This window comes from Brevibacillus sp. JB24b (assembly GCF_051713385.1).
In the GTDB taxonomy this organism is placed as follows: Bacteria; Bacillota; Bacilli; order Brevibacillales; family Brevibacillaceae; genus Brevibacillus_B; species Brevibacillus_B laterosporus.
Map to the genome: position 1 here is coordinate 109,116 of NZ_JBNVQV010000001.1, position 22,802 is coordinate 131,917.

Annotated in this window: 30 protein-coding genes; 27 read left to right on the forward strand and 3 right to left on the reverse strand. The window is 38.4% G+C overall.

Annotation, left to right across the window (positions count from 1 at the left end; genetic code table 11):
- The first annotated feature begins 163 nt into the window (after nucleotides 1-163).
- From nadB to ACQV1I_RS00535, 3 genes are read left to right on the forward strand one after another with little or no spacing between them, the layout of a single operon-like run.
- Nucleotides 164-1,786, forward strand: a complete 1,623-nt coding sequence (nadB, locus tag ACQV1I_RS00525) for an L-aspartate oxidase (RefSeq protein WP_116335085.1) — start codon at nucleotides 164-166, stop codon at nucleotides 1,784-1,786.
- Nucleotides 1,773-2,621 (forward strand): carboxylating nicotinate-nucleotide diphosphorylase, encoded by an 849-nt coding sequence (nadC, locus tag ACQV1I_RS00530; RefSeq protein ID WP_116335054.1) that lies wholly within the window; start codon nucleotides 1,773-1,775, stop codon nucleotides 2,619-2,621. Before nadB ends, nadC begins: the two co-directional genes overlap by 14 nt.
- A gap of 40 nt (nucleotides 2,622-2,661) precedes the next feature.
- Nucleotides 2,662-3,426, forward strand: a complete 765-nt coding sequence (locus ACQV1I_RS00535) for a type III pantothenate kinase (RefSeq protein ID WP_094702046.1) — start codon at nucleotides 2,662-2,664, stop codon at nucleotides 3,424-3,426.
- A gap of 281 nt (nucleotides 3,427-3,707) precedes the next feature.
- Here ACQV1I_RS00535 and ACQV1I_RS00540 read toward each other — a convergent pair whose 3' ends face one another.
- From ACQV1I_RS00540 to ACQV1I_RS00550, 3 genes are all read right to left on the reverse strand, one after another.
- Complete coding sequence (locus ACQV1I_RS00540) at nucleotides 3,708-3,920, reverse strand: hypothetical protein (RefSeq protein WP_236645901.1); 213 nt, start codon at nucleotides 3,918-3,920, stop codon at nucleotides 3,708-3,710.
- A 177-nt stretch (nucleotides 3,921-4,097) separates the two neighbouring features.
- Entirely contained in the window at nucleotides 4,098-4,727 is a 630-nt protein-coding gene (locus ACQV1I_RS00545; RefSeq protein WP_116335053.1) for a DUF3885 domain-containing protein, read from the reverse strand.
- A 196-nt stretch (nucleotides 4,728-4,923) separates the two neighbouring features.
- Nucleotides 4,924-5,286 (reverse strand): hypothetical protein, encoded by a 363-nt coding sequence (locus tag ACQV1I_RS00550; RefSeq protein WP_116335052.1) that lies wholly within the window; start codon nucleotides 5,284-5,286, stop codon nucleotides 4,924-4,926.
- Between the two features lie 77 nt (nucleotides 5,287-5,363).
- Here ACQV1I_RS00550 and ACQV1I_RS00555 point away from each other — a divergent pair, with 77 nt between their 5' ends.
- The 24 genes from ACQV1I_RS00555 to ACQV1I_RS00670 all read left to right on the forward strand — a co-directional run bounded on the left by ACQV1I_RS00555 (nucleotide 5,364) and on the right by ACQV1I_RS00670 (nucleotide 22,705).
- A complete protein-coding gene (locus tag ACQV1I_RS00555; RefSeq protein ID WP_236645900.1) occupies nucleotides 5,364-6,170 on the forward strand; it encodes a hypothetical protein in 807 nt (268 codons plus the stop codon).
- 1 nt (nucleotide 6,171) lies between these two features.
- Nucleotides 6,172-7,590: an AAA family ATPase gene (locus tag ACQV1I_RS00560; RefSeq protein ID WP_116335051.1), complete on the forward strand. Its 1,419-nt coding sequence runs from the start codon at nucleotides 6,172-6,174 to the stop codon at nucleotides 7,588-7,590.
- Nucleotides 7,587-9,083 carry a CpaF family protein gene (locus ACQV1I_RS00565; protein ID WP_094702054.1) on the forward strand — a complete coding sequence of 499 codons (1,497 nt, stop codon included), beginning with the start codon at nucleotides 7,587-7,589 and terminating at the stop codon, nucleotides 9,081-9,083. Before ACQV1I_RS00560 ends, ACQV1I_RS00565 begins: the two co-directional genes overlap by 4 nt.
- 17 nt (nucleotides 9,084-9,100) lie before the next feature.
- Nucleotides 9,101-10,012, forward strand: a complete 912-nt coding sequence (locus ACQV1I_RS00570; RefSeq protein ID WP_116335050.1) for a type II secretion system F family protein — start codon at nucleotides 9,101-9,103, stop codon at nucleotides 10,010-10,012.
- 13 nt (nucleotides 10,013-10,025) lie between these two features.
- On the forward strand, nucleotides 10,026-10,931 hold the full coding sequence (locus ACQV1I_RS00575) for a type II secretion system F family protein (protein WP_094702058.1): 906 nt from the start codon (nucleotides 10,026-10,028) through the stop codon (nucleotides 10,929-10,931).
- Between the two features lie 71 nt (nucleotides 10,932-11,002).
- Nucleotides 11,003-11,179, forward strand: a complete 177-nt coding sequence (locus tag ACQV1I_RS00580) for a Flp family type IVb pilin (protein ID WP_094702060.1) — start codon at nucleotides 11,003-11,005, stop codon at nucleotides 11,177-11,179.
- Nucleotides 11,176-11,661, forward strand: a complete 486-nt coding sequence (locus ACQV1I_RS00585) for a prepilin peptidase (RefSeq protein WP_094702062.1) — start codon at nucleotides 11,176-11,178, stop codon at nucleotides 11,659-11,661. The genes ACQV1I_RS00580 and ACQV1I_RS00585 overlap by 4 nt, the downstream gene beginning before the upstream one ends.
- Nucleotides 11,651-12,073 carry a TadE/TadG family type IV pilus assembly protein gene (locus ACQV1I_RS00590; RefSeq protein ID WP_094702064.1) on the forward strand — a complete coding sequence of 141 codons (423 nt, stop codon included), beginning with the start codon at nucleotides 11,651-11,653 and terminating at the stop codon, nucleotides 12,071-12,073. The genes ACQV1I_RS00585 and ACQV1I_RS00590 overlap by 11 nt, the downstream gene beginning before the upstream one ends.
- 3 nt (nucleotides 12,074-12,076) lie before the next feature.
- Nucleotides 12,077-12,598 (forward strand): hypothetical protein, encoded by a 522-nt coding sequence (locus tag ACQV1I_RS00595; RefSeq protein ID WP_116335049.1) that lies wholly within the window; start codon nucleotides 12,077-12,079, stop codon nucleotides 12,596-12,598.
- Between the two features lie 90 nt (nucleotides 12,599-12,688).
- Nucleotides 12,689-13,333 (forward strand): hypothetical protein, encoded by a 645-nt coding sequence (locus tag ACQV1I_RS00600; RefSeq protein WP_094702068.1) that lies wholly within the window; start codon nucleotides 12,689-12,691, stop codon nucleotides 13,331-13,333.
- Nucleotides 13,334-13,439: 106 nt separating this feature from the next.
- The gene (locus tag ACQV1I_RS00605; RefSeq protein WP_094702070.1) at nucleotides 13,440-13,718 is read left to right on the forward strand and encodes a hypothetical protein; all 279 of its coding nucleotides are present in this window, start codon (nucleotides 13,440-13,442) and stop codon (nucleotides 13,716-13,718) included.
- A 128-nt stretch (nucleotides 13,719-13,846) separates the two neighbouring features.
- Entirely contained in the window at nucleotides 13,847-14,629 is a 783-nt protein-coding gene (locus ACQV1I_RS00610; RefSeq protein WP_104067400.1) for a hypothetical protein, read from the forward strand.
- Nucleotides 14,626-15,492, forward strand: a complete 867-nt coding sequence (locus ACQV1I_RS00615) for a hypothetical protein (protein ID WP_116335048.1) — start codon at nucleotides 14,626-14,628, stop codon at nucleotides 15,490-15,492. The genes ACQV1I_RS00610 and ACQV1I_RS00615 overlap by 4 nt, the downstream gene beginning before the upstream one ends.
- A gap of 11 nt (nucleotides 15,493-15,503) precedes the next feature.
- The gene (locus tag ACQV1I_RS00620; RefSeq protein ID WP_104067402.1) at nucleotides 15,504-16,295 is read left to right on the forward strand and encodes an SAF domain-containing protein; all 792 of its coding nucleotides are present in this window, start codon (nucleotides 15,504-15,506) and stop codon (nucleotides 16,293-16,295) included.
- Nucleotides 16,292-17,428 (forward strand): hypothetical protein, encoded by a 1,137-nt coding sequence (locus ACQV1I_RS00625; protein WP_094702078.1) that lies wholly within the window; start codon nucleotides 16,292-16,294, stop codon nucleotides 17,426-17,428. Before ACQV1I_RS00620 ends, ACQV1I_RS00625 begins: the two co-directional genes overlap by 4 nt.
- On the forward strand, nucleotides 17,425-18,786 hold the full coding sequence (locus ACQV1I_RS00630) for an ATPase, T2SS/T4P/T4SS family (protein WP_094702080.1): 1,362 nt from the start codon (nucleotides 17,425-17,427) through the stop codon (nucleotides 18,784-18,786). The genes ACQV1I_RS00625 and ACQV1I_RS00630 overlap by 4 nt, the downstream gene beginning before the upstream one ends.
- The gene (locus ACQV1I_RS00635) at nucleotides 18,783-19,688 is read left to right on the forward strand and encodes a type II secretion system F family protein (protein WP_116335047.1); all 906 of its coding nucleotides are present in this window, start codon (nucleotides 18,783-18,785) and stop codon (nucleotides 19,686-19,688) included. Before ACQV1I_RS00630 ends, ACQV1I_RS00635 begins: the two co-directional genes overlap by 4 nt.
- Nucleotides 19,685-20,527 carry a hypothetical protein gene (locus tag ACQV1I_RS00640; protein WP_116335046.1) on the forward strand — a complete coding sequence of 281 codons (843 nt, stop codon included), beginning with the start codon at nucleotides 19,685-19,687 and terminating at the stop codon, nucleotides 20,525-20,527. Before ACQV1I_RS00635 ends, ACQV1I_RS00640 begins: the two co-directional genes overlap by 4 nt.
- 13 nt (nucleotides 20,528-20,540) lie before the next feature.
- On the forward strand, nucleotides 20,541-20,708 hold the full coding sequence (locus tag ACQV1I_RS00645; protein ID WP_201747442.1) for a hypothetical protein: 168 nt from the start codon (nucleotides 20,541-20,543) through the stop codon (nucleotides 20,706-20,708).
- A 32-nt stretch (nucleotides 20,709-20,740) separates the two neighbouring features.
- Nucleotides 20,741-20,950 (forward strand): hypothetical protein, encoded by a 210-nt coding sequence (locus ACQV1I_RS00650; protein WP_094702086.1) that lies wholly within the window; start codon nucleotides 20,741-20,743, stop codon nucleotides 20,948-20,950.
- A 164-nt stretch (nucleotides 20,951-21,114) separates the two neighbouring features.
- Nucleotides 21,115-21,525 (forward strand): hypothetical protein, encoded by a 411-nt coding sequence (locus ACQV1I_RS00655; protein WP_094702088.1) that lies wholly within the window; start codon nucleotides 21,115-21,117, stop codon nucleotides 21,523-21,525.
- Between the two features lie 2 nt (nucleotides 21,526-21,527).
- Nucleotides 21,528-21,680 carry a hypothetical protein gene (locus tag ACQV1I_RS00660; protein ID WP_161555149.1) on the forward strand — a complete coding sequence of 51 codons (153 nt, stop codon included), beginning with the start codon at nucleotides 21,528-21,530 and terminating at the stop codon, nucleotides 21,678-21,680.
- Nucleotides 21,681-22,097, forward strand: coding sequence for a hypothetical protein (locus tag ACQV1I_RS00665; protein ID WP_116335339.1), 417 nt, complete (start codon nucleotides 21,681-21,683; stop codon nucleotides 22,095-22,097).
- A gap of 32 nt (nucleotides 22,098-22,129) precedes the next feature.
- A complete protein-coding gene (locus ACQV1I_RS00670) occupies nucleotides 22,130-22,705 on the forward strand; it encodes a hypothetical protein (RefSeq protein ID WP_116335338.1) in 576 nt (191 codons plus the stop codon).
- Nucleotides 22,706-22,802: the final 97 nt, after the last annotated feature.

Consider the following 22,802-nt stretch of genomic DNA (forward strand, 5'->3'; position numbering starts at 1 on the left):
AAAAGAAGCGGCAGGAGCCTTTGGGCCTTTGCCGTTTTTTCGTATGCTCCCGTTTGTATAAGCGTAAAAATTTTCTCCAATGATTATCGACTTCTGCTCCTGAGAGGCATTTGCTATAATGATGAGGAAAAAAGTAGAGAGTCACAGGAGATGGTGATGTGTGATGTTCCCGAGACATGTACTGAACTACCAGACCGATCATTTACAAAACATGTATACCGATGTGATTGTAGTTGGTTGTGGAATCGCAGGCTTGTATACAGCGTTAGAAGCGAGCAAAAAAGCAAAGGTAGTACTAATCAGTAAAAAGGGTTTGCAAGATAGCAATACTCGCTGGGCTCAAGGGGGCATTGCAGCGGTTACTGCTCAAAATGATTCTCCCGCATTACATCGTCAAGATACCATGCTGGCAGGAGCCGGAATTTGTACCTATGAAGCAGTAGATGTATTGGTACATGAAGGACCTCAGCGTTTACAGGAGCTAATAACCTACGGGACTCAATTTGATAAAAATAGCAATGGAGAATATGAGTTAACACGAGAAGGTGCGCATAGTCAGCGACGTATTCTGCATGCGCAAGGAGATGCTACTGGTGCCGAGATTGTCCGAGCTCTAGCTAAAAAGGTGGCAGAAACAACGAACATTACGTTATTAGAGGAGCATTTCGCCGTCGATATTCTTACACATCAAGGAGAATGTGTGGGAGTGATAGCTCTTAAACCGGACGGAGAAATGTTTGTTATACGATCCCATGCTACTATTCTGGCAACAGGTGGTGCTGGCCAGCTATATCGCTACACCACGAATCCAGAAATTGCAACAGCAGACGGTATAGCGATGGCTTATCGGGCTGGAGCAGAGGTAAAGGATATGGAATTCATTCAATTTCATCCTACCGCTCTTTGCTATCCAGATGCTCCGCGTTTTTTAATTTCCGAGGCTGTCAGAGGAGAAGGGGCCTATTTGCGCAATATTTCGGGTGAACGCTTTATGGACAAGTATCATCCACAGCAAGAATTGGCTCCGAGAGATATTGTGGCACGAGCTATTGTATCAGAGATGGAAAAAACGAAGTCTACCTTTGTCTATCTTGATATTACACATGAGTCTGAAGAGCTGATTAAACATCGCTTTCCAACAATCTATGATTTCTGTCTGGCCTATGGACTTGATATGGTAGCTGACTGGATACCAGTGGCACCTGCCTGCCATTATATGATGGGTGGCGTAAAGACTGATTTATATGGTGAAACAAATGTACCGAGGCTATTTGCGTGCGGGGAAGTTTCTTGTACAGGTGTACATGGTGCTAATCGCTTAGCTAGTAATTCATTGTCAGAAGCGATTGTCTTTGGTCATCGTATCGTAGAACGTTTACAAAAGCTATCACCTGTTATGTCATCTATTTCGCTTAATGAATCATCTTTACGTACTGGGAAAATAGGTAACCTCAAAAAAATGCGCCTGCAACTACAAAAGATCATGTTGCGTAAAGTAGGGGTAAAGCGTGAGGCACAGGGCTTACAAGAAACGTTGCAAGAACTTGAGAGCATGCAGACAGTTTTATCAACTCATACAATAAAACGTGAGGTCCTTGAACTGAAAAACCTGCTAACAACAGCCATCCTTACCACCAGAGCAGCGCTGGCACGCACAGAAAGCCGCGGTGGTCATTATCGCGTCGATTATCCTGAGCCAAATGAAGAGAGATGGCACAAGCATATTACGCAAGGCATCAACTCAGGACTACAAGAGGAGAGTGAAATCCGTAATGCTATGGAATAAACGCGATTTACAACGGAAAATAGAGGAATGGCTATTCGAAGATGTTGGTCATGGGGATATCACAACAATGACAACGATTCCGGCAGATGAAAAAGGTACGGGAATCTTGTATGCTAAAGAACCAGGTATGATTGCAGGATTAGATATTGCCGAACAGGTCTTTCATACCGTGGATCATGAGTTGGACTTTCAACGGTTAGTGCCGGAGGGCAGTCAGGTACAAAAAGGGGATGTGATTGCTGAAGTAACTGGTTCGGTACAAGCTATTTTAACAGGTGAACGGTTAGCCCTTAATTTATTACAGCGTCTTTCAGGGATTGCTACACGTACCCAATTGTTTGTGAGGGAGATTTCGCATACACAGGCGAGAGTGGTAGATACACGTAAAACAACACCGGGTCTGCGATTATTGGAAAAATACGCAGTGCGTGTAGGTGGTGGGCATAATCATCGGTTTGCCCTGTACGATGCAGTGATGATCAAAGACAACCATAGTAAAGGTGCAGGTGGAATAAAAGAAGCAGTGAGGAAGGCCCGTGAAGCCATTCCCCACACAATGAAAATAGAGGTAGAAGCTGAATCACTAAAGCAAGTACATGAAGCATTGGAAGCAGGAGCCGATATTATTATGCTGGATAATATGTCCTGCGATATGATGAGAGAAGCAGTCCAAATCATACAAGGCAAGGCAATCATCGAAGCATCTGGTGGAGTTACATTAGAGACGGTGAGAGCTATTGCTGAAACTGGTGTGGATGTGATTTCGGTGGGTGGACTCACGCATTCCGTTACTGCTTTAGATATCAGCTTAGATTTGAACCAACGGAAAAGATAGTCAGCGTCAGTGGACAAGATAGAGAAAAGAGGAACTACCCATGCTACTCGTAATGGATATAGGCAATACCAATATTGTGCTCGGGATGTATCAAGGAGATAGGCTAGTTTACCATTGGCGTATTGCAAGTGACCGCAATAAGACCGAAGATGAGTATGGTATGCTAGTGCTCAATTTATTTCAAAACGCTAAGCTTACACTAGAAGCCGTGACCGGAATTATTATTTCTTCGGTCGTACCACCTTTAAATAAAGCGGTGGAAAGTATGTGTGAAAAGTATTTTGCCAAGAAGCCGCTATTGATTGGACCAGGTATTAAAACCGGTCTGAATATAAAAGCAGAATATCCGAGAGAGGTGGGAGCAGATCGAATCGTCAACGCTGTTGCAGCGATTCATGAGTATGGATCGCCTTTATTAATTGTTGACTTCGGTACGGCTACGACCTTCTGTTATGTAGATGAAAAGAACCAATACTGGGGAGGTGCAATCGCGCCAGGTATCGGGATTTCGACTGAGGCGCTCTTTACGCGTGCCGCAAAGCTACCCCGTATTGAGATTGCCAAGCCTGCGACTGTGATTGGCAGAAACACGATTGCTTCCATGCAATCCGGTATTTTTTATGGTTTTATTGGACAAGTTGAGGGCATTGTGAGAAGAATGAAGCAGGAGTGTAATAGCAAGCCAACGGTGGTTGCAACAGGGGGTCTTGCTCCACTCATTGCGAGAGAGACCGATTGTATTGATGTGGTCGATCAGCATCTGACGTTAAAGGGTTTACGATTGATTTATGAGCGGAATATGTAAGAGGTGCTTTCAAGAGCCATGGGCATGATCCTGTGGTTTTTTTTAACACTTCGTCTTTTACCTAGAGGATTTGATTTAACAGGTAGAGTGTCATAAATGATTGCATAGAAAAACTACACCTCCAATGTTAGATGTGTCTAACATTGTGGTGCAGTTCATAGTAAGCCAGAGCGTTTCCCTTTTATGAGCTCAAAGGGCAGAGATAAACCCCTTCAACATTACAAATTTTTTCTAGAAATTCCCTATTAGATTGATCTGTCAAATAGGTAGGGCAAGCAAAGTCACCAGGCCTTTCCAAAAACATTTAGAAATTTGCGTTCAAGCTCTAAATAGCTCTGTTGCTCCTTGATCTCCTTATCTGTATCATAAAAAATCTCTGCTTGATTATATTTATCCCAATCTTCAGGTCGATCACAACCCTTTTTTAGATAATCCATGTCGATGGCATAATGTGAAATGTAGTCTTGGAACGTTACAAAACGCTTACTGTCCAACAATTTTCCCCTCTTTCGTCAAAGAAGCAAGCCCTTTACCAGAAAGGCAAAGGGCCCATTAAGACCTTTTGGATAAGTTTTACAAGCGGACGATCACCAAAGCTAAGACTTTTTCAATGGCAAGGATCGGGTGGAGATTTTCGTACCTTCCTAAAAAGCGCCCGTTAAATTGAAAAATTAAGACTTCGATTGGGTTTCCCATTCTTTGAAGTAATTCATTAGTTCTTGATGAAATGCCCTATTTGTATTCATGATTTCGCAACCTCTATCGTCATAAAGATGGAAAATACAATTTGTATTGATGTTTACTAAGAATACATCAGGCGCATAAAAACTACCTTTTTTTCTTAAACGAGGCTGTAATTCATAAAAATCTTCATGAATCAATGTTTTTAATAACCACTCTAATTTTAAGTCAGATACTTTACAGAACAATTCCATCTGCTGCACAAACTCATTATCTCCATCAACCTGCCAATAACATTCATGAAGACGTAATGAATATTTTAGCTTTTGATTTTTTACATAACGTTTAAAAAAGTTCGGATATACTGTTTTTTTTGTTTCATTCGGATATGAGTTCACAACAACAATGACATCATCCTTTTGTTGAAATAACAAGGAAATAATTTCAGAAACTTGCTCATACACCCTATAAAACCTATCCATATTAAGTCGACCATTGTCATCAATTTGATATATACCATCGCCTAATTCAACATGGATTCCTAGTCCCCAAAGATGATAAAAATCAGGCATTAACTTTAAATTATTATAATGCTCTTCCATAAAATTTTTTAATTCCATATATACCACCTTAATTATTGATTGCTGCCCTTTTTGATTCTATACATTTTATTCGTATATTGAATATCAAACTCATCCCACTTATCAACAAAATAGAGCATCCGTATCCCAATCTTCAGGTTCATCACAACCCTTTTTTAGATAATCCATGTCGATGGCATAATGTGAAATGTAGTCTTGGAACGTTACAAAACGCTTACTGTCCAACAATTTTCCCCTCTTTCGTCAAAGAAGCAATTCTCTCTCCTTTTCTATCATTCAATTTCCATACATCTCCTTTATGTCCGTTCTTATCGCCTCCAGTTCCCCTAGTTTTTTCAATAGTCCAACCTGTTTTTTGATCTTTATATGTACCTTTTCTTCCTTTTACTTTATCAGTAAATTTATCTAAATCTACAGAGTAATCGTCGTTTTTCTTTTTTAATTTCTGGGGGATTGCATCAGCAGCACCTTCGATTTCTTTCTTTGTACTTAAATAAACATCCCTATTTTTTTTCCTTTGTTTATCCAACTCTTCCCCTACAAAAAGGCCAGCTGTAACAGCGGCAACACCACCCACTATGATGAGCTTCCTATGATTAGGTAAGGAAGAATGAAGAAATATAAGAGTGTTATTACCGTCATGGGGATTTCTTCATGGCTTTTTTTGTCCTAAAAATCAACAGTATGATTCCTTTACTGGATGGTGAAGGAGGGGTTGCAGTGAGAGGCTTTCGTATTAGTTATATTCGTTTGCTAGTTATCACGCTGTTGGCAATTGCATGTGGTTTCCTAAGCTATCAGGCAGTACGACCTGAGGTGTTTTATTACATTAAGGTGAAGGAGCAGAGTGAACTAGAAATGGGAACCCCTCTGTCACTTGATCATATTGAAAAAGGAGTATTAGAAATGGGTAATCGATTTTTTAGTAGCTCGGTTGAGGTACCCGGTTTCATTCCCTGGAAAGAGGCCAGTAATTTAATTGGACTGCCAGTGACTCGGCACGTAAAGGCAGGTGGTCCATTACTCATGGGAGATATTCCAATAAGTACAGAAGAAAGTCAGATACAGATTAACAAACCCAATCAAACGGCGTTGACAATACCAGTTGATAACATCAGTGGTGTATCAGCACAGTTGCAGGAGAGAGAGCGTGTTCATATATACGCCTCTTTTAAGGATGACGAGGGGGCACATACTGGACTTTTATTAAAGGCGATGCCGGTAGTTAGTGTACAACGTGGAGTGGACGGGGATGGTGCAGTTCTGAAAGCAGTGACGATTTCCTTAACGCTTCATGAAGCTAGATTGCTCACCCATGCCTTGCACTATGGCAAGTTACACCTAGGAAAAGCAGGGTATGGTAAAGACCAAATATCAGGAATTGGAGACATTCATTTTGCTACAGCAATGATGAAAAGTAATAAAAGATGGACGGATATGGAAGGGGAAGGGGGAAGCTAAAATGCAGACTTGTCCTAAGGGTTTGTTACTTGTCGATGAGGATGAAAAATGTACGAGTGACTTAGTGGAACAACTAGTAGAGAGTCATTATGTGAAAGTATGTGGGGTGGTCAATGAATATAAAGAGATTTTCCATACTTTACAGACAAAACAACCAGATATCGTGCTGGTTGGGGTTTTTCGTGAAACAGAACTAGGTCTGTTATGTCATCAAATTCGTTTTTACTTTCCTACCATTACTTGTATAGCAGCTTGCGATTTACATGCGGCGCAATGGGAAGCCTTAATAAGGAATCTAGGTGTGTTTGTATTACAAAAACCAATTTCCCCCTCGATGATTGAAATGGTTGCCATGCAAGATCCCTCTCAAGGAATATTGCCTTCTATGACTATACAACAGTTGGATACCCCCAAGCAGCAGTTTGCGCAAGCTTCTGAAATAGCAACTCGCAATCTATCGGTTGCTGGTTTGTCTCAAGAACACCACCAGCATTTGATTACTGTATATGGACCCAAGGGAGGAGTAGGTAAAACATTTTTATCGCGTGAATTAGCAATCTATTACTCACTTCAACCCTTAGAAGGAGGAAAGAATAGAGTACTCGCCATTGATTTTAATTTAGATTTGGGTACGTTTGCTACGTCATTAAATTTGCCTCGTACTCCGAATCTGTTCACATGGGTTCAAGATATACAAGATAGATTAATTCAAGTAGTTCAGAGAGACGGAAGGGATCCTGATTTCATTAGTCACGAGGAATGGCAGGAGTATGCAGCTTCAATGGCTCTTCATCCAGAAGAGATTGAGCGTTATATTGTGATACATCCTGAATCCGGACTACATGTGCTTACTTCACCAAGGGACATACGACAAAGCTTTGAGATTAAGGATTATCATTTGTACATCATTCTCGAAACCATTAAACGAAGTGTATACAATGTTGTTTTAATTGATACTGCGCCAGATACTACGGATGCCACCATCCAAGCATTATTTTTCGCTGAACGAGTGGTAATGGTAGGGAGTCCTGTGGTGGATGCAATTGAAAATATTCACCGAATCTTAAAATTACTGCGTGAAGCTGAGTATCCAGAACAGAAAATTCAAATCTGTATGAATCGGTTGCAAAAGCGAGAAATGTTTACATTAGAAGAAATGAAAGCATACTTCCAGCTACATCCCAGTCAGACCCTATTAACAATTCCTGATGATGATGAAGTGAAAAGATCAATTAATACAGGAACTCCACTTATGCTAACTGCGTCTAGGTCTCAAGCCAAACTTGCCATAGAAAAATTGGGGCAAGTACTCATTCCACGTTCCGAAAAAGAGGAACAATTTTTTGATGATTCTACACATAGTAGAAAAAGGACAGGTTTATTTAAATGGTTTAGTAAAGGAGGGTGGGGGTTACGATGAGCTTTTCGCGTCAAACGCTATTAGGAACAGAGAGACAGAAGCGTTTAGATATATCTGATTTAAAGAGACAGGCTCATGATTTTTCAAACCTACGTAGGAAAGTAGGTCATGTTGTTCAGGAGAGTACTAGTAAGTATGTAGAAAAGGAATGGTTTTTATCCCAAGAGGAGGAAACTCATGTAAAGGGACAGATTGTTGAAGCTTATGGAAAACGATTATGGGAAGAGAAAAGCTCACCAGCCTTGATAGAGGAAGTGAAGGAAGAATTACGGCGATTGGTAGAACGACAAGCACCGTTGCCAACCCATCAGTTGGAAGTCGAGGTACATCGGATTTTACATGAATTAATAGGTTGGGGGCATCTGGACGAATTACTTGAAGATCAAGATATTACAGAGATCATTGTACAAAAATTTAGTGATGTAATAGTAGAGCGAAAAAGTACCGGTAGGCTTGAACGCTTGACTGAGAAATATTTCTTTGATGAGGAGCAGTTGTTGCGCTTAATCGAGCAGATCGCAGCTACTATGGGACGAGAGTTTAACGAATCCAGAGCTGATTTACATACTCAACTTCCCGATGGCTCAAGGCTTACAGCTACTCATCGATCTATTTCACCGGATGGGCATATGCTTACTATTCGAAAGCACCGAGATCTTTTATCTCAAAAGGATTATTTGCGGTATGGTTCATTATGTAAACCGATGTTGTCATTTTTGAAGCATGCTGTGGGAGTAGCAAGGGCCTCTGGAATAGTAAGTGGGGGTACAGGTTCAGGAAAAACCCACCTTCTTAATCTTATTTCTCAATTTATCTCTCCACAGATTAGTGTTATTACGATTGAAGATGTCCTGGAATTAAAGCTACAGCATCCTTTTGTTCGTAGATTCTTAACGAAGCCAGTTAATCATGAGGGGAAAGGTGGATTTTCCATACGTGACTGTGTCAGGCTTTCTTTGCGCAAGCGGCCAGATGTCATCATTGTAGGAGAGACTCGCGGAGGAGAGATTATAGACATCATTTGGGCTATGAATACTGATCACCCAGGTAGCTGGAGTACTGCTCATGCCAATTCTCCACGGGCCTTGATTGATTCAACTTTGCCCATTTTGTTTGGGAAGGCAGAAGAATCCTACAGCTCCTTAGAGAGAAACTTGATGATTGGTTCGGCTCTTGATTTGATCGTGCAAGTTAAACGCTTTGAAGAAGATGGTAGTAGGAAGGTTATCTCTATTACAGAGGTTATAGGAACTGGTGAGTCGGATGAAGATAAGATTAGAAAAATGCTGTCGGTCAAGCAGGTGATACCTAATCGAGTATATCTTCAAGATATTTACGTCTATGAACCCATGGGAGTAAAAGAAGGAAAGATTGTTGGTCAATACAGGTGGACGGGATATAGACCAGAGGGCTTGATAAAGTGTTGGAAAGCAAAAGGAATAAGTGAAGAGGAAATAGATGCGATGTTCTTTACGGAGCCTATTAAGCTGTAACAAAAGAGGGTGAGGTAGTGTTAGTTGAGTGGACCGCCCGTTGTGTAGCTTTACTCTCAGGTGGACTTATCTTGAGCATTATGATGCCGGCTAATTTTTTGAATGTAAAAACTGAAAATAGCTCTACTCATATGGTTATCACTGAAATGCATCAAAATCGAAAAAGCTGGGACATGCGTATCGAGGAAAGACTGAAACAAGCGCGTGTAGATATCGGCATTAGAAGATATGTAGTCCTCTGTTTTATTACGGGCTTATTTTTTTATGTTCTAACTTTATATGTTTTAGATTCTTGGTGGCTTGCCCTACCCTTTTGGTTTATTGGGGTTTTAGTTGTTCATCGTTGGTTGGCAATTTGGCGGAATAAGAAAAGAGAACGCTTTGAAGAAGAGAATCAGAAGGCACTTCGAATTATTGCAAGCTCTATTCGCGCGAATCCCTCTTATATTCATGCTTTTGAACAAGTGGCTACTAGTAGATTCATTGATAAGAGTATTGCACAGGAGTATGGAAAGATTGTTGAAAAGTTACGTGGCACACTTTTATTAGAAGATGCGATGAACTGGTTGTATGTAAAAACCGGATCATCAGATATTCAATATGTAGCGACGATTATACAGGTTCAGCGTGAGTTAGGTGGCGATATGGCCCAAACGCTAGATATTGCTGTTTCCTCACTAATCCGTAGAAAACAAGCAAAAAGAAGACAGGTGTCTGCCTTGTCTCAAATTTTATCTCAAGTTAATTTGCTAAGTGCAATGCCTTTCTTTTTTGTTGGTATTTTATATGTGAACAATCCTAATCATTTTGCTCCATTAACGGAGAGCTTGAGTGGTCGCTTTGCAATGTTGGGCAGCTTTTTGTTAATTATAGCTGGAGGAGAGGTTATTCGTTATTTAGCCCTTTCAGTAGGAAGTCAAGAAGGATAGGAGAGGGGAGACAATGGCTCTTTTTGCAAGTATATCGATTGGAATTTTAGTAATTATGATAGCCTCTCCTTTTTTCTATGTAGTTAATATGGGAGAGAAAACGAATTTATTTACCAGATTTATGGTAGAAGAGCAAAAAGAAAAGAAGGAGAAAAGGCTGTTTTCAAGAGATCAACGTATTATATTGTGGATGACGGAGCCAAAACGTTTGGATGCTTTTGCAAGGAGATTAGGATTTGATTTGCTTCGTGTGGACAGACAGCTTCAGCGTTTACGTTGGAAAACAAAAGTAGAGGAATGGTTCGTTTTAAAAGCGCTAGGTGCTTTATTTTTAGGATGTGCAGTGTTTCTTTTAGGCTATCGGTACTTGCGAGATGGAGAGGTCGATATTTTTCAAAAAATCGGGTTAATCCTCTCCCTTTTGTTATATTTTTCTCCTAACCTTATTATCAACTGGTATGACAAACGTGCACAAAGGGAGATAGAGGTGCAAATACCCATCTTTTTTAGTATTGTATTGGCTCTTGTGGAAGCGGGTATGCCTGTTCATTCGGCAATGAGTAAAGCTGCAAGTAGATACCCTAAACGACTTGGACAAGAAATTGCTCGTTTAGAAGTAGAGCAAAAGCGATATGGAAATTGGAGAAAAGCTTTGGAGGAGCTAGCTCTACGTTGGGAGCTGGCCTCTTTTTTATCAATTGTGACTGATATACAAGAGGCAGTGACTAAAGGAACTAGTATTGCTCATTTACTGCGAATGCATATTGAAGAGCAATTACGAAGAGAAGAAGACCAGATGACAAATGAGGTAAATCGAATGAGTGTAAGATTGTTACCCCTAGTAGTTTTGTTTATGGGTGTTCCCTTGATGTTTCTAGTGCTTGGACCCTCTTTTATTGGGATAAAAAATCAGCTTTAATAGTAAAAATTTATTTGCAGCTGATCTCTATCTTTTGTGAAAGTAAGAGTATGAGAAGGGGGCTGGAAAATATGAATTATATTGTGCATTATGCTAGACGATTTTGGAAAGAAGAAGATGCTGTGACAATCGTAGAGATGGTCATTATTGTAGCAGTAATTTTAATATTCCTTATCCCTACATTGGTTGAGCTACGTACAACGGAAGATCAGAAACTAAAAGAGCTGCAAGAGAAAATAAGTAAATGAGCTTTGTACTGATTCCAGTATTGGCTATAGCTACCTATTACGATGTACGATACCGGAAAGTCCCTAATTGGCTTGTCGGTGTAACATTATGTATAGCTTGCCTACAAAGAGGCGCGATTGGCGAAATAGTGCAAATGATAATAGGTATAGGAGCGGGATTTTTACTAACATTGTTACCTGTATTAGTAAAGGGGATGGGAATGGGTGATCAAAAATTGCTCATGCTGGTAGGCAGTTATACAACTCCAGCTACTACCTATTGGATTTTTTGTTGTTCTCTAGTGGTGAGTATTTGCTTTCTATTAGTTTGTCCTTCACGTATAACTCTGATTTATTATCATTTGAAGAGTAGTGCTGGTATGTGGTCTGCCCATCGTAGGTTTTGGTTACCTGAGGTAAGAAAATCGGCTTTAGCTCTCCCATATGCTTTAAGTCTTTTATTGGCATACATGATTTATATAGTGAAGCTCTATGTTCAATAGATATAGATGGTTTAGATATGTAAGAAATCAGCGAGGGAGTCAAATTGTCGAGTATGTTTTGGTTTTTCCTCTTCTCTGGTTTTTATTTATTTATGGTTGTGATCAATTTAGTATTATGTATCAAAAACAAAAGGCTTTAGCTGCATCATATGAGGCAGGAAGATTTGCATGTGTACAACCTAACTATGGTTTAGCCACCTATATGGCGAAAAAGTATGCCGAAAAGGAGCTGGAACAGGCCCTTTATTTTGAACATAAACAGATTGAATTGATAGTTAGGGGTGGTTGGTCACAAGGGAATCATGTGGAAGCAAAAGTAAGGATTACCTTCCCTCTCCTAGGATCAGGAAAGTCCTATACGGTAGAAGAATCTTATTTGATGATGATTGAAAATGCAAGAGATCGAGGTTGATATATGACTAATATGTCTCTGAGAAGAATCATAGTAGAAGAGCGAGGAAGTATGTTACCCACCTCGCTCTTTTTTCTTATCTGTCTTTGTTTATTGTTATCTATGGTGTTGTTAATGCAACAAGCAGATTTGACACAAATGCGAATACAACAAACGGCGGATGTCATCGTTAGAGGAGCAAGAACAGCTGGGCAATGGATCGAAGTGGACTCGGAAACAAAAGAGGCACGTTCTTTATTAATAGCTACAACGGAAGAAGCTAAGAGAAAAAAGGCGAGTATTATTCGAGGCGCTAGAGAAGAAGCAGAGATTCTCTATCGTTTAAATAAAACAGGGCTGAATCGGATAGCTAGTGATATTAACATAACGCATCAAAAAGGCGAGAAATCCTCGTTATATACCCAAGGAATATATCATGTAGCTATTGAGATGAAAAAGAAGGTTTATATGCTATTCGGGGCACGTGAATTTCTTTTTCGGAGGACATCTCAGGCAGGAATAAGAAAAAATAGCAAAATAGAATAATTTGATAAAAATAGGATAATTTTGATATTTTTGTCCTAATTTCACGTGCTAATTTTAGGGAAACCGACTCTAAGTAAGGAGTGTATCGGCATGCCCTCATTAATTATCACGAAATACAAGAAAATATTAGCTGGAACGCAAAAACGTTTTTCACCTTATGAATTTGAAGATATTCAATTCCGAAAGAAAAAGATTCAGTTAATCATTCAATATGCAGTGGAGGAAGTAAAGAAATGGACACCTGAGCAAGCTAAAAGTCAGCTTTCTTTAGAAGACATTAAAAAGTTAAAGCTACACTTAATTATTGAGTTCATCCAGCCTCCAATCGAAGCGAAAGCGACAGATGTGTACTATATTATCGACTATGCTTATCCCTATTTACCTAAATTAACAGAAAAGGAAAAAGCGCTTTGGGTGTACCAAGAAGTTCTAAATGGTCGTCGGAGACATTTCCCACTGCATTATTTTCAGAGCGTATTAGGAGAGGAACGAGCTAAAATTTGTTTTATCTATATGTGTGAAGAGCTTTTAAAGATTACGAATATCTCAGAACTTCCAAGGATTTTTGGAAAAACAGAACAAGCCTATCAAATTCTACGTACATACAAGTTAAAAATCTTAGTAGATACTTTGTATTTCTCTCCTTTTGATCTAATCACTGAGATATATCCTGAATTAGCTGAACCAAGATTATGGGGAGAGGAAGGTAATTTCAATAAACCAGAACATAGGTAAGAATTATTTGCGAATACCCTCTGTCTTTTTATACCGTAGAGATAGTTTCATAAGCTTATAAGCGTATGGAACGGCCGTTAATCTGTTGGTGAGAAGGAGGGTTGCTATGGCAACGGTAATTGCTCACACGACGCAAGCTTTGACATTGGAAACGATAATTGGTCTTCAAGTTCGTTATCAGAAACACAGACCGGGAGCATTCCTTTCAGTAGAGGAGATGCCAAAAGGTGCCTTTCCAATTGAGTCAGTACACCAATTTGGAAAGCACATGGTCATTAATGACGGATTAATCATGATGGAGAGTGCTCCAACCGTCATAATCCGCAATGGAAGAATCGCATTTCTATTGCCAACGGGGGAAGAACTGTATCTTTTGATTCAGTGATTTTCCTACTACCGCCTCTGGGTATTTCTGTAGGGGCGGTAGTAATTTCTTTGTTTTGTTGACGTGACTCTTATAATCACACAAAATATAGCCGAAATATTTTAACTATTATAGGAGGTTTACTTACTATGTTAGCAAGTGATTCTTTAGAACTAGTAGAGCGTTGTTATGAGCAAGTCTGCAGTTTACTGGAGAAGGAAGAGTTAAAGAATAAATTTATTGATTATGTATTCGTTGATTACCAGGAAGAGGTAGTAGCGGAGCATGACTCAGATTTTTTCTATCAGCACTTGCAAAAATTACATCTGGTTCATTGTCGAAAAGATTTTGATCAAGCAGTAGAGGATTGGTATGGAAAGAGAAGGATAAATAATAACAGAAGTGCGGGTTTTCACTCCGTTCTATTTTCTATTGTACGTAGAACGATAGGAATGTATGAAGTCAGAAATAGACAAGAATTAATTAAATATGTAACGCAAGTGCTTACTAAATCAAACGGCTATATGGAGCAGTGGCAATCTAAAGGGAATAGAACTAAAGTGATGTATTTTCATTATTTAGATAAATTAGGAATCCGTAATTTTAATGATATTGAGGCATTAGTTGATTCATGGCTCATTGAAAATCCTCAAGCGTTTGATGAATACCAACAAGCTTATTATCAAAGACCAATTAGACGGGGTAGGCCCAATAACGTCCAACTGAGCAGGCTCATTGACCAAATTGAGCAAATGCAGCCAGTTCTAAATAGGAAAGAAAGAGAGCGAATTCGTAAGATTTTTTATTACTATCGCAATCATCTGGAAATTGATGGAATGGTATCGAAGTTCCTTAATTATATAGAAGCTAAACATCGAAAAGAGAAGGTTAACGATCAATTAGAGAATTTTTTATCAAGTGAAATTCGATGAATAATAATGCTCAACGATTTCTCAAAATATTTAGAGATTTGGAGAGTAAAGAGTTTACATCTAGTCAATCTGAAGAAAAGCGATGGTTGCTGCTTAAACAAAAATTAGTACATACTCCCTTAATAGAAGAGATAGAAGTAATTTCAAAAGTAATTATCATCATTAGTTTATATCCTTCAACAGGCTCTAGTTTTATTGCAGGGAATTATGCTTGGCTATCCAGCCAAAAACGTAAAACTACTTTATGCGAACATCCCCTTCGACCTTCTTACTATTACACTGCGCTGGACATGGAGGCAAAAAAGTGTTTCTCACAAAACACTCCCACCAAGATTCGACCATCTAATCAGATAGCATACTTAGAAAACGAGAGATTACTTATTTGTGTAGATACTTCAATAAAAAGAAAAACAAGAAAAATAGAAATGCAAATGTTATCTGATCTATTTACTCTTCAAAAGCAGAGCAGTTTACTCCTTGTAGATTTATCTTCTTTTTGGAGAGAAGAAGGTATTGAACTTCTAATGCAATGGGCTGATGAGGTTTGGATTACGCTTGATACAAATATATCCCGTTTAGCACAACTTATATGTACTGAAGAACCACCTGTGTTTTGGAATGATATTTCAAAAAAATGCAAATATATATTGAATCGCTGGAACGACAATATGACCGAGCATGCCCTAGATAAGCAAATAGAGGGAACATTATCACTTTGGAACAAAGATAGCAGACCCAGAAAAATCGATTGTTATATATCTCAAATGTGTGCAGATAAGGTAATTCAAGCACAGCTACAGGGGAGATTTTATTGTGAGCTTTTTACAGAATACAGTGATTGGTTTGAGCTTTTATATAACTAAGGAGTAGGTGTATGAAGAAAAAAACGTTATTGCTAATATGCATAACATCCTTTCTGTTAGCATTAGGGTGCTTCTATGTAGCTACCAAATATATTAATAAATTAGTACATGAAAAAATGTTTGCTCCAGTTATTAAAGTTGCTCAGGGGAAACGGTTGGAACCATTTCACCCCATTTCAAGGGCAGATATTATCATTGAACAAGAGCAAGTGGATAAAATTCATCCGGAAGCAATTCAATCGCTGGAAGAAATTTTAGGGAAGCAAAGTGTTCAAACTATTTATTCTGGTGAGCAAATCCTTATTCAAAAACTAAGAGATGGATATTTACTTCCTGACCGAGGCCAGGCAAGGTATGAGTTACCTCTTACAGCTATGATGCCTGTTACTGAAATGCGAAAGGGAGATCAGGTAAAAGTTTGGCTTAGATATAAAACAACAGCTGAATTAGAAAACCTACCGAAACCTAAGCATTTTGAAATGAAAAGTACATCAGCAGAGTTACTTTTTACTAGTCAACTAGTAACAGTAAAGGATAGCAATGGGTTTGAGATTTACACTATACAGCCACAATTTTTCCCTGATGCAGGAAAAATGACTAAAGCTTTTTTTCATGGTTCCCAAGCCACCCCATTAGATGAATTGGAAAAAAGATATTGGGACTATCGAGCACAACCTTCTGCTGTGGCTGCATTTGTTGGCTTTAATTTAACAGATCAACAGTATTTGATACTAACTGAAGCTTTGCAATACGGAACAATCCAGATTGGCCGTGAGATGTTGGAGGGAGGAAACGGATATTGAGAGGGCTTGTAAGTTATCCAATGAACTCTATAGCAAGGATTTTTGTGCCAGAAGAATATGAATATATTTGCGCAAAAAGTATAGATGAATTTATCGAATATGTACAAATATACAAACCAGATTTTTGTCTACTGTTTTCAGAGGCATTTTCAGATCCTGTATGGGAGTGGCTTCCGAAGATTTCAAGCCGACTCCCTATAGATATTCCAAGCTTTATCATACCGTTGAATAAAGACCAAAAGATAATAGAAGAAATTATACACGTAAAAAATTTATGTCACTTGTATATGTTACCCACTGGTTTATCTCATCTCGAAATCAAGGATGAGATGCGCTTGCTATTAAATTCCCCCAAACGTATAACGCCGAGAGAAAATTTCGTGGTGAAAAAGGGAGGAATATATACCATGATAAGCCCAGGTGGAGCAGGGGTTACGACATTTTGTCTAAATTACCCTCATTGGCTGGCCAGAAAACATCCTGAACTAAGTATTGGGGTATTAGACATGCATAGTACAAAGCCGGATATGAGCGAATTCTTCTCTTTAAAAAGTAAAACTTTATCAAAATTTCGTCCTGATCTTAGTCGATCTATTTCTATATTAAATAGAGACTGGCTAGCAGCGTTTCAAAAGGTATCCTCATTACATAATCTTTACTATTCGAATGCAACTAGTAGGTGGAAAAATCATGAAGTAATAACCTTATTGAATATCCTACAGACCACTTTTGATGTGTTGTTTATCGATTTGGGCAATCCGCTTTTGCAACTGGAGCCATCTAAACAGATATGTAAGCAGTCCGATTATGTTTACATATTCAGTCGGCCAGATAAGTTTAGCTTGCAGTATGTGAAAAAAATACTGGATGAAATAGATTTAATCGATCTGCCTATCGGGTTAGTAGCTTCTCCCTACTCAGAAGCGGAAATGAGTAAAGCTAACATGAAAAATCTAGCGCATATTCCAGTCAAAGCAACAGTAGCTAGGATAGAGGCATGTAGAATACATCAATCTAGTATGGGTAAGAGTGTAATGATAAATGAGATATTTCCACCAAAGGCATATGTTCAAAGCTTAAAAAGCTTCCCGATGCCTGTTGATTGTACAAAAGACCGGGGGGTAGCCAAATGAACAGACAAGGTAAAAGGAAACAAGCGACCCAATCAGCTGAGCAAATCAAGACGATAGATAATGTTAAACAAGCAGCAAGAGATTATTTAAATCATTATGGAAATTCGAAGGAAGAAAGCCTTGAAATTCAGCGAAAGCTGGTGTTAGTCGAACAGGGAGATCGAGAGAGTCAACGGGATTTGATCTTACGGTTACAGCACTATTTTGAAGAAATCTTACACCGACCTGTAAGGGAGGAAATATTGCCCTTTTGTAGCAGCTACGAAGGGCTCGTATATTCTACTTACGGATGGGGAATTCTCGATGTGGTTCTACACTTATCTCCTCTCATAGAAGAGGTAAGGATTACAGCAGAGAAACAGGTCACTTATATGGAGGGAGGGAATAAAAAGTTTTTACCTTATGTACCTACTTGGCAAGAAGTACAGGTATTGCAACAAAAACTAACAAATGCATCTGGGTTACTTTTTCATGAGAAAAGACCAAGGCTAAGTGGATATTTGGAAAAGTTAAAATCAAGATTAACGATGTTTACGTACCCGTATACAAGGAACCCGACCATTATACTCCGTAGGTTTACTACTACTTCATTTTCTCTTGAAGAGCTACGACTTCAATCTCAGCCAACCTTTGATAAAAAAATTCAGCTTTTACTTGAACAACAAGTATATGGAAGGGCAAATGTACTGGTTATTGGTCCAATGGCTGCGGGGAAAACAACATTACTAATCTCGATGTTAAAACTTAAAAATCCGTATGAAGACTATATCACTATTTATGAAAGTGAGCATGAGATGCGATTTGCTGATGTCTGGCCGGGAGAGGTAGTCGAACTCCAAAATGTAGAAGAGATTGGCATTAGCTTAGAAAACTGCTTTAAGGATATATACAGAACAACAGCTAATACGGTTTTAATAGGAGAGATTCGTGAGCCTTTAGAAGCGTACCATTTCGTCAATGCAGGAATTAGAGGCACTGATGCTACGATTGCAGCATTACATGAACGGTTTCCAGATAAAGCCCTTCATGATTTAACAGATTTGGTCTTCCAATATGGAGGGAGAAGTATCGAATTAACTCAAGAAAGAATTAGTCGAGCAGTGAATTTTATTAACTCTTTGAAAATCCGTAATACAGGACACAGATATATTGATGCTATATATACTAGTAGCTGGAATGAGCAAATGTGCAGAGTAGAATCTATCCCCTTAGTTATATTCAATGTCGCTTCGGGAGAATATGAATGGACAGGAAGAAAAATTAAGAGGCAGTTAGCAGAGTATATGTGTCTGACAGGACAAGCTGATCTTCAAGTTTTGCAAGAATTAGGGGTGATTGAAAAGGGGAGTGCTATATGAACTATTTACTCCTTTTACCTATGCTGCTTTGCTTCATAATCGGTTTTTACTCTCTCGGTATACTGATTTATAGAGCATGGCTTGGAAGACAGGCTAGTTATCCCATAACCTTTTGGAAGTTACGTGAGTTTTTCAATAATGATAAAAATACTCGATATATGTTTAACAGGGTAGCTACATGGTGTGATGTCGTCGGAGCTTATAACCCAGAAGCATTTATGTTGTTTTCCTTAATTGGTTCAGGTGTCGGTTTTTTATTAGGATTACTTACTAGAAATATCATAGTGTCGTTATCGTTATTCCTACTATTTTTATTAGTGCCTTGGTTACTTCTTTATGCTACCTATGTGATAACAACTAATCGAAAAATCAAATCCTTTGCAGTATTTATTGATCTTTTTGCTAGATATTATAGCGGGCATAAAAATATCATGTTAGCATTTCGCGAGATGATTGATGAATGCCCGAAAGATCTCCAATCAGAATTAATTATATTGAATAATAGATTAGCAGACGGGAGTCATTTTCATCTCGCTTTGGAACAATTTGCTGAGAGATTAAATCATTCTTGGGCGGAGGATTTTGCTACTTATATTATGAGCGGACTAGAAGGAGAAACAGAAGATATTCAATCAGCCCTTAATCGATTAACGAATGAAATGTTTGTCCAGCAAGATGAATGGAATGAACGGAGGAGTGAAATTCATGCTATCTGGATCAGCTTGATTGCTGTGATTATGATTTGTCTGCTGTTAATCCCTTATAATCAAATCCTTTTAGAAGATTCCTATCGACTCTATTTCTTTACAGCTGATGGACAATCATTGCTTTCTTTAGCAGTAATGACATGGTCCTTTTCAATTTTGCTAGCATTTATTTGGGCCCGGAGGAGTGATTCATGACACCATATCTATCCTATCTTTATTTACTTGGTACCGCCATCCTACTTTTTATCAATTTTATATCTGTTCTATTTATTGTGACAAAAAGGATTCGTGTTAAGCCGAAATATCTATCTCAAACCTTATGGAAGCGATGGAGGGATACATTAGAAAAGGAAACTGATGGGGAATGGGATAAGCTTTTACAAAAAGCTGGATATCTATTGGGGTTGGGCAAGTCAGAATGGATAGCAATACAATTCTTTGGAGGTTTAGCCATTTTTTTAATGTTGTTAATGGTAAAGATGATATTTTTTTCAACAGCGCTTTCTTTATTTTGGATTTTAGTAATACCGACAATTACCTACTTTATACCGTATGTTCTTTTGAAATGGTGGGCTTCCTATCGCGAGGATATTCTTAGTCAGGATATTGCTCGGTTTACTAATAGATATATAGCCTTATTAGAAAATAATGTCCCAGCTTATTCTGCCATGGTGAAAGCTGCAAGACCGACGAAGCACTTGAAGCGATACCTACCTTCTTTATCAGAATGGAATAGGGATAGAGTTGTTGCTCTTGAGCAATTTAAGCGTGACCTTGGTGTGGAGGATGCAATTATTCTCGTCTCAAATATGCGTACATTAGAAAAAATGCCTGCTATTCTGCTATCACAAACCATGCATCGTCTTGAGATGACAGTAGATAACCGCAGAATGTTTCGACAGAGGAAAAAGATTAAATCCTTAGGCATGGCATACAGTCTGATTGTATATCCAGCATTTTATATAGGTCTAATCGTTGCAATGTTTCCTTGGTACAAGTTTTTACATGAAATTTTAAATAAATATTTGGTTTAAGGGAGGGGGGAATGTGAGTAAGTTTTTTGCAGTATTGTGCTGCATCATTTTCACACTCGGAATCATTGTTGGTTCAATGGGTTCTTTAAATGAAGCTGTAGTAAAGAAGAATGGATTGCGTGACAAAACTATCAAATGGATTGATAGTGCCATTCCGTTAGAAAAAACCAGACTAGATTAATTCTACAATAAATATTAAGAGGGGTGTTGTATATGTCCAAGATGTTTTTTATTTTTCTAGCTTGTGTCATGGTACTTGGTATTGGAGTATCGTCTTATGGCAACGAATTAAGTCCATCGGCCACAAACGCCTCCAAAAGAATCGATGATTCTGTTTCTTCTCTAAATTATGATACAGGTAATCAAGTCATTAGGTTTCAAATGCAAAATGGAACCTCATATACTTCTGCTCCTCGTAATTAAGATGACTAACTTTATCTCTGCTTTACTTATTATTTCAGCGACGAGTATGATTTCTGCAGCAATTTGGGCCATACATCCCTTTGAAAAATTAGTAGAAGGACATCATCAAAGAATAAAGCAAGCTACCGTTCTTACATTTTATTAACAGTGGTGGGTAATAAGAGATGATAAAAATAAAATTATTTTTTGTTTGCCTAGTAGCTATCGTCTTTTTAATTTCCATGACAGCCTGTTTGGAGATGTCTATTGTTGAACACGCCTTGGCTAGAGGGATTTTCAGTGATGTTATGGATGATATGAGAGATATTGGCTATTTAGATAGGGATGTAGAAAGGTATTACAGTGAAAAGATGAATAAACTTGGGTGGGAAGCAGTGGATGGTGACTATTTTCAAGGCAGTTATCCCAGAGAGATTAATCAGCGTGTATTAAAAGAAAAGCAAGAATTTATTGAATTACAATTGCAAGTAAAGCCATCTCGTGTAGCTAGAATGTTGAACAAATATACAAAAGGCACGTATATATTTGCCTTTTATAGCCGACAACCTTCTGAATATTTTGATGTTAGGTGGTAATGATGAGTAAACTTATAGCTGTTTTGGTCTTGCTAGTAATCACATTACCGTTAGCTGTAAACGTATTATTTATGGGAACCGACAGTGTACTGGGGGCTAGTACCAAATTCTTTTCCCGTCTTATAGAGATTGCCACTTATTTTGGGGTGAGATAAATGGGGCAACTAATAACTACCATATTATCGGTCATTCTTTTAATACTTGTAAAAATTGGTTGTGTACAAATCCATACTGTTTTCCAGATGAAAAATGAATTACTTGATGTAAGCTTTGCTACAACAAAATTTATAAGTAACCGTGGAGCTAGAAGTGAGGCGGATGTTACTCAAGCTGTGGAGCAATTTATAAAGGAAGAAGTAAAGCGCAAACCGTATCAGCTAAAAGATACAGATATCGTGTTTTCAATTAAGCGAAGCTATGCTCAGGATCAGGCCTTATGGAGTCATGCTGATGAATTCAGGTTACAAATGGGATTGGCTATCCCTGCTTTTTCACAGCTATTTCTTACTGATAAGCCCCTCATTTATGCACATCGACAGGGAACGATTAACGCAATGGACTATGATCTTTAGGAGGGAAGCATACGGGAATTAAACTACTTACGATGTCAACACTGCTTCTCTTTCTATTTTTGGGTCTAGTTGTGGTCGATACAGAAATCATCATACAAAAAAAGCAAGAGATTAAGTCATTAATTGAATTAGGTAATCATAATGCTTCTTTTGCTATTCATGAGGAGCTAAAATCAGAAGGAATTATTGATTTGATTGAAAAACAGGCTTTTATTCGTTTTAGTGACAGTATGAAAAAGAATGGGAATTACGTTGTAAGACAAGTAGAGTTACAACCTGGGAAATCCTCTATTACATCACAACCATTAGCAATGTATTCACTTTATATAGACTTTGAACAGTGGTATAAAAATCACAAAATAGATCTGCAATATCGTGATAAAAAGCTCTTTGCCAAAAATATTGTTGTTTCACCTGAAAAGGAAGTAACTGGTGGAAAATTAAATATAACGGTTTTTGACCAAGAAGCTAAGCCGAAAACTCTAGCTCCAAAGAAAATGATCGGGCCATCGAGAATTGTTGTCGTATACGCTTCTGAACCTTCTATCCTTCCTTTTCAACAGCCACATGAATTCCCTGTTATCAGTGTAGAAGAATTAAAGTGGTGAGCGTAAGATGGTTTAAGCATTTAGGGATAAAGATGAACATATCCGGGCCACAAAATGAAAGCATATGGTAAGGCATCAAAAAAGCAAGAATGACTTT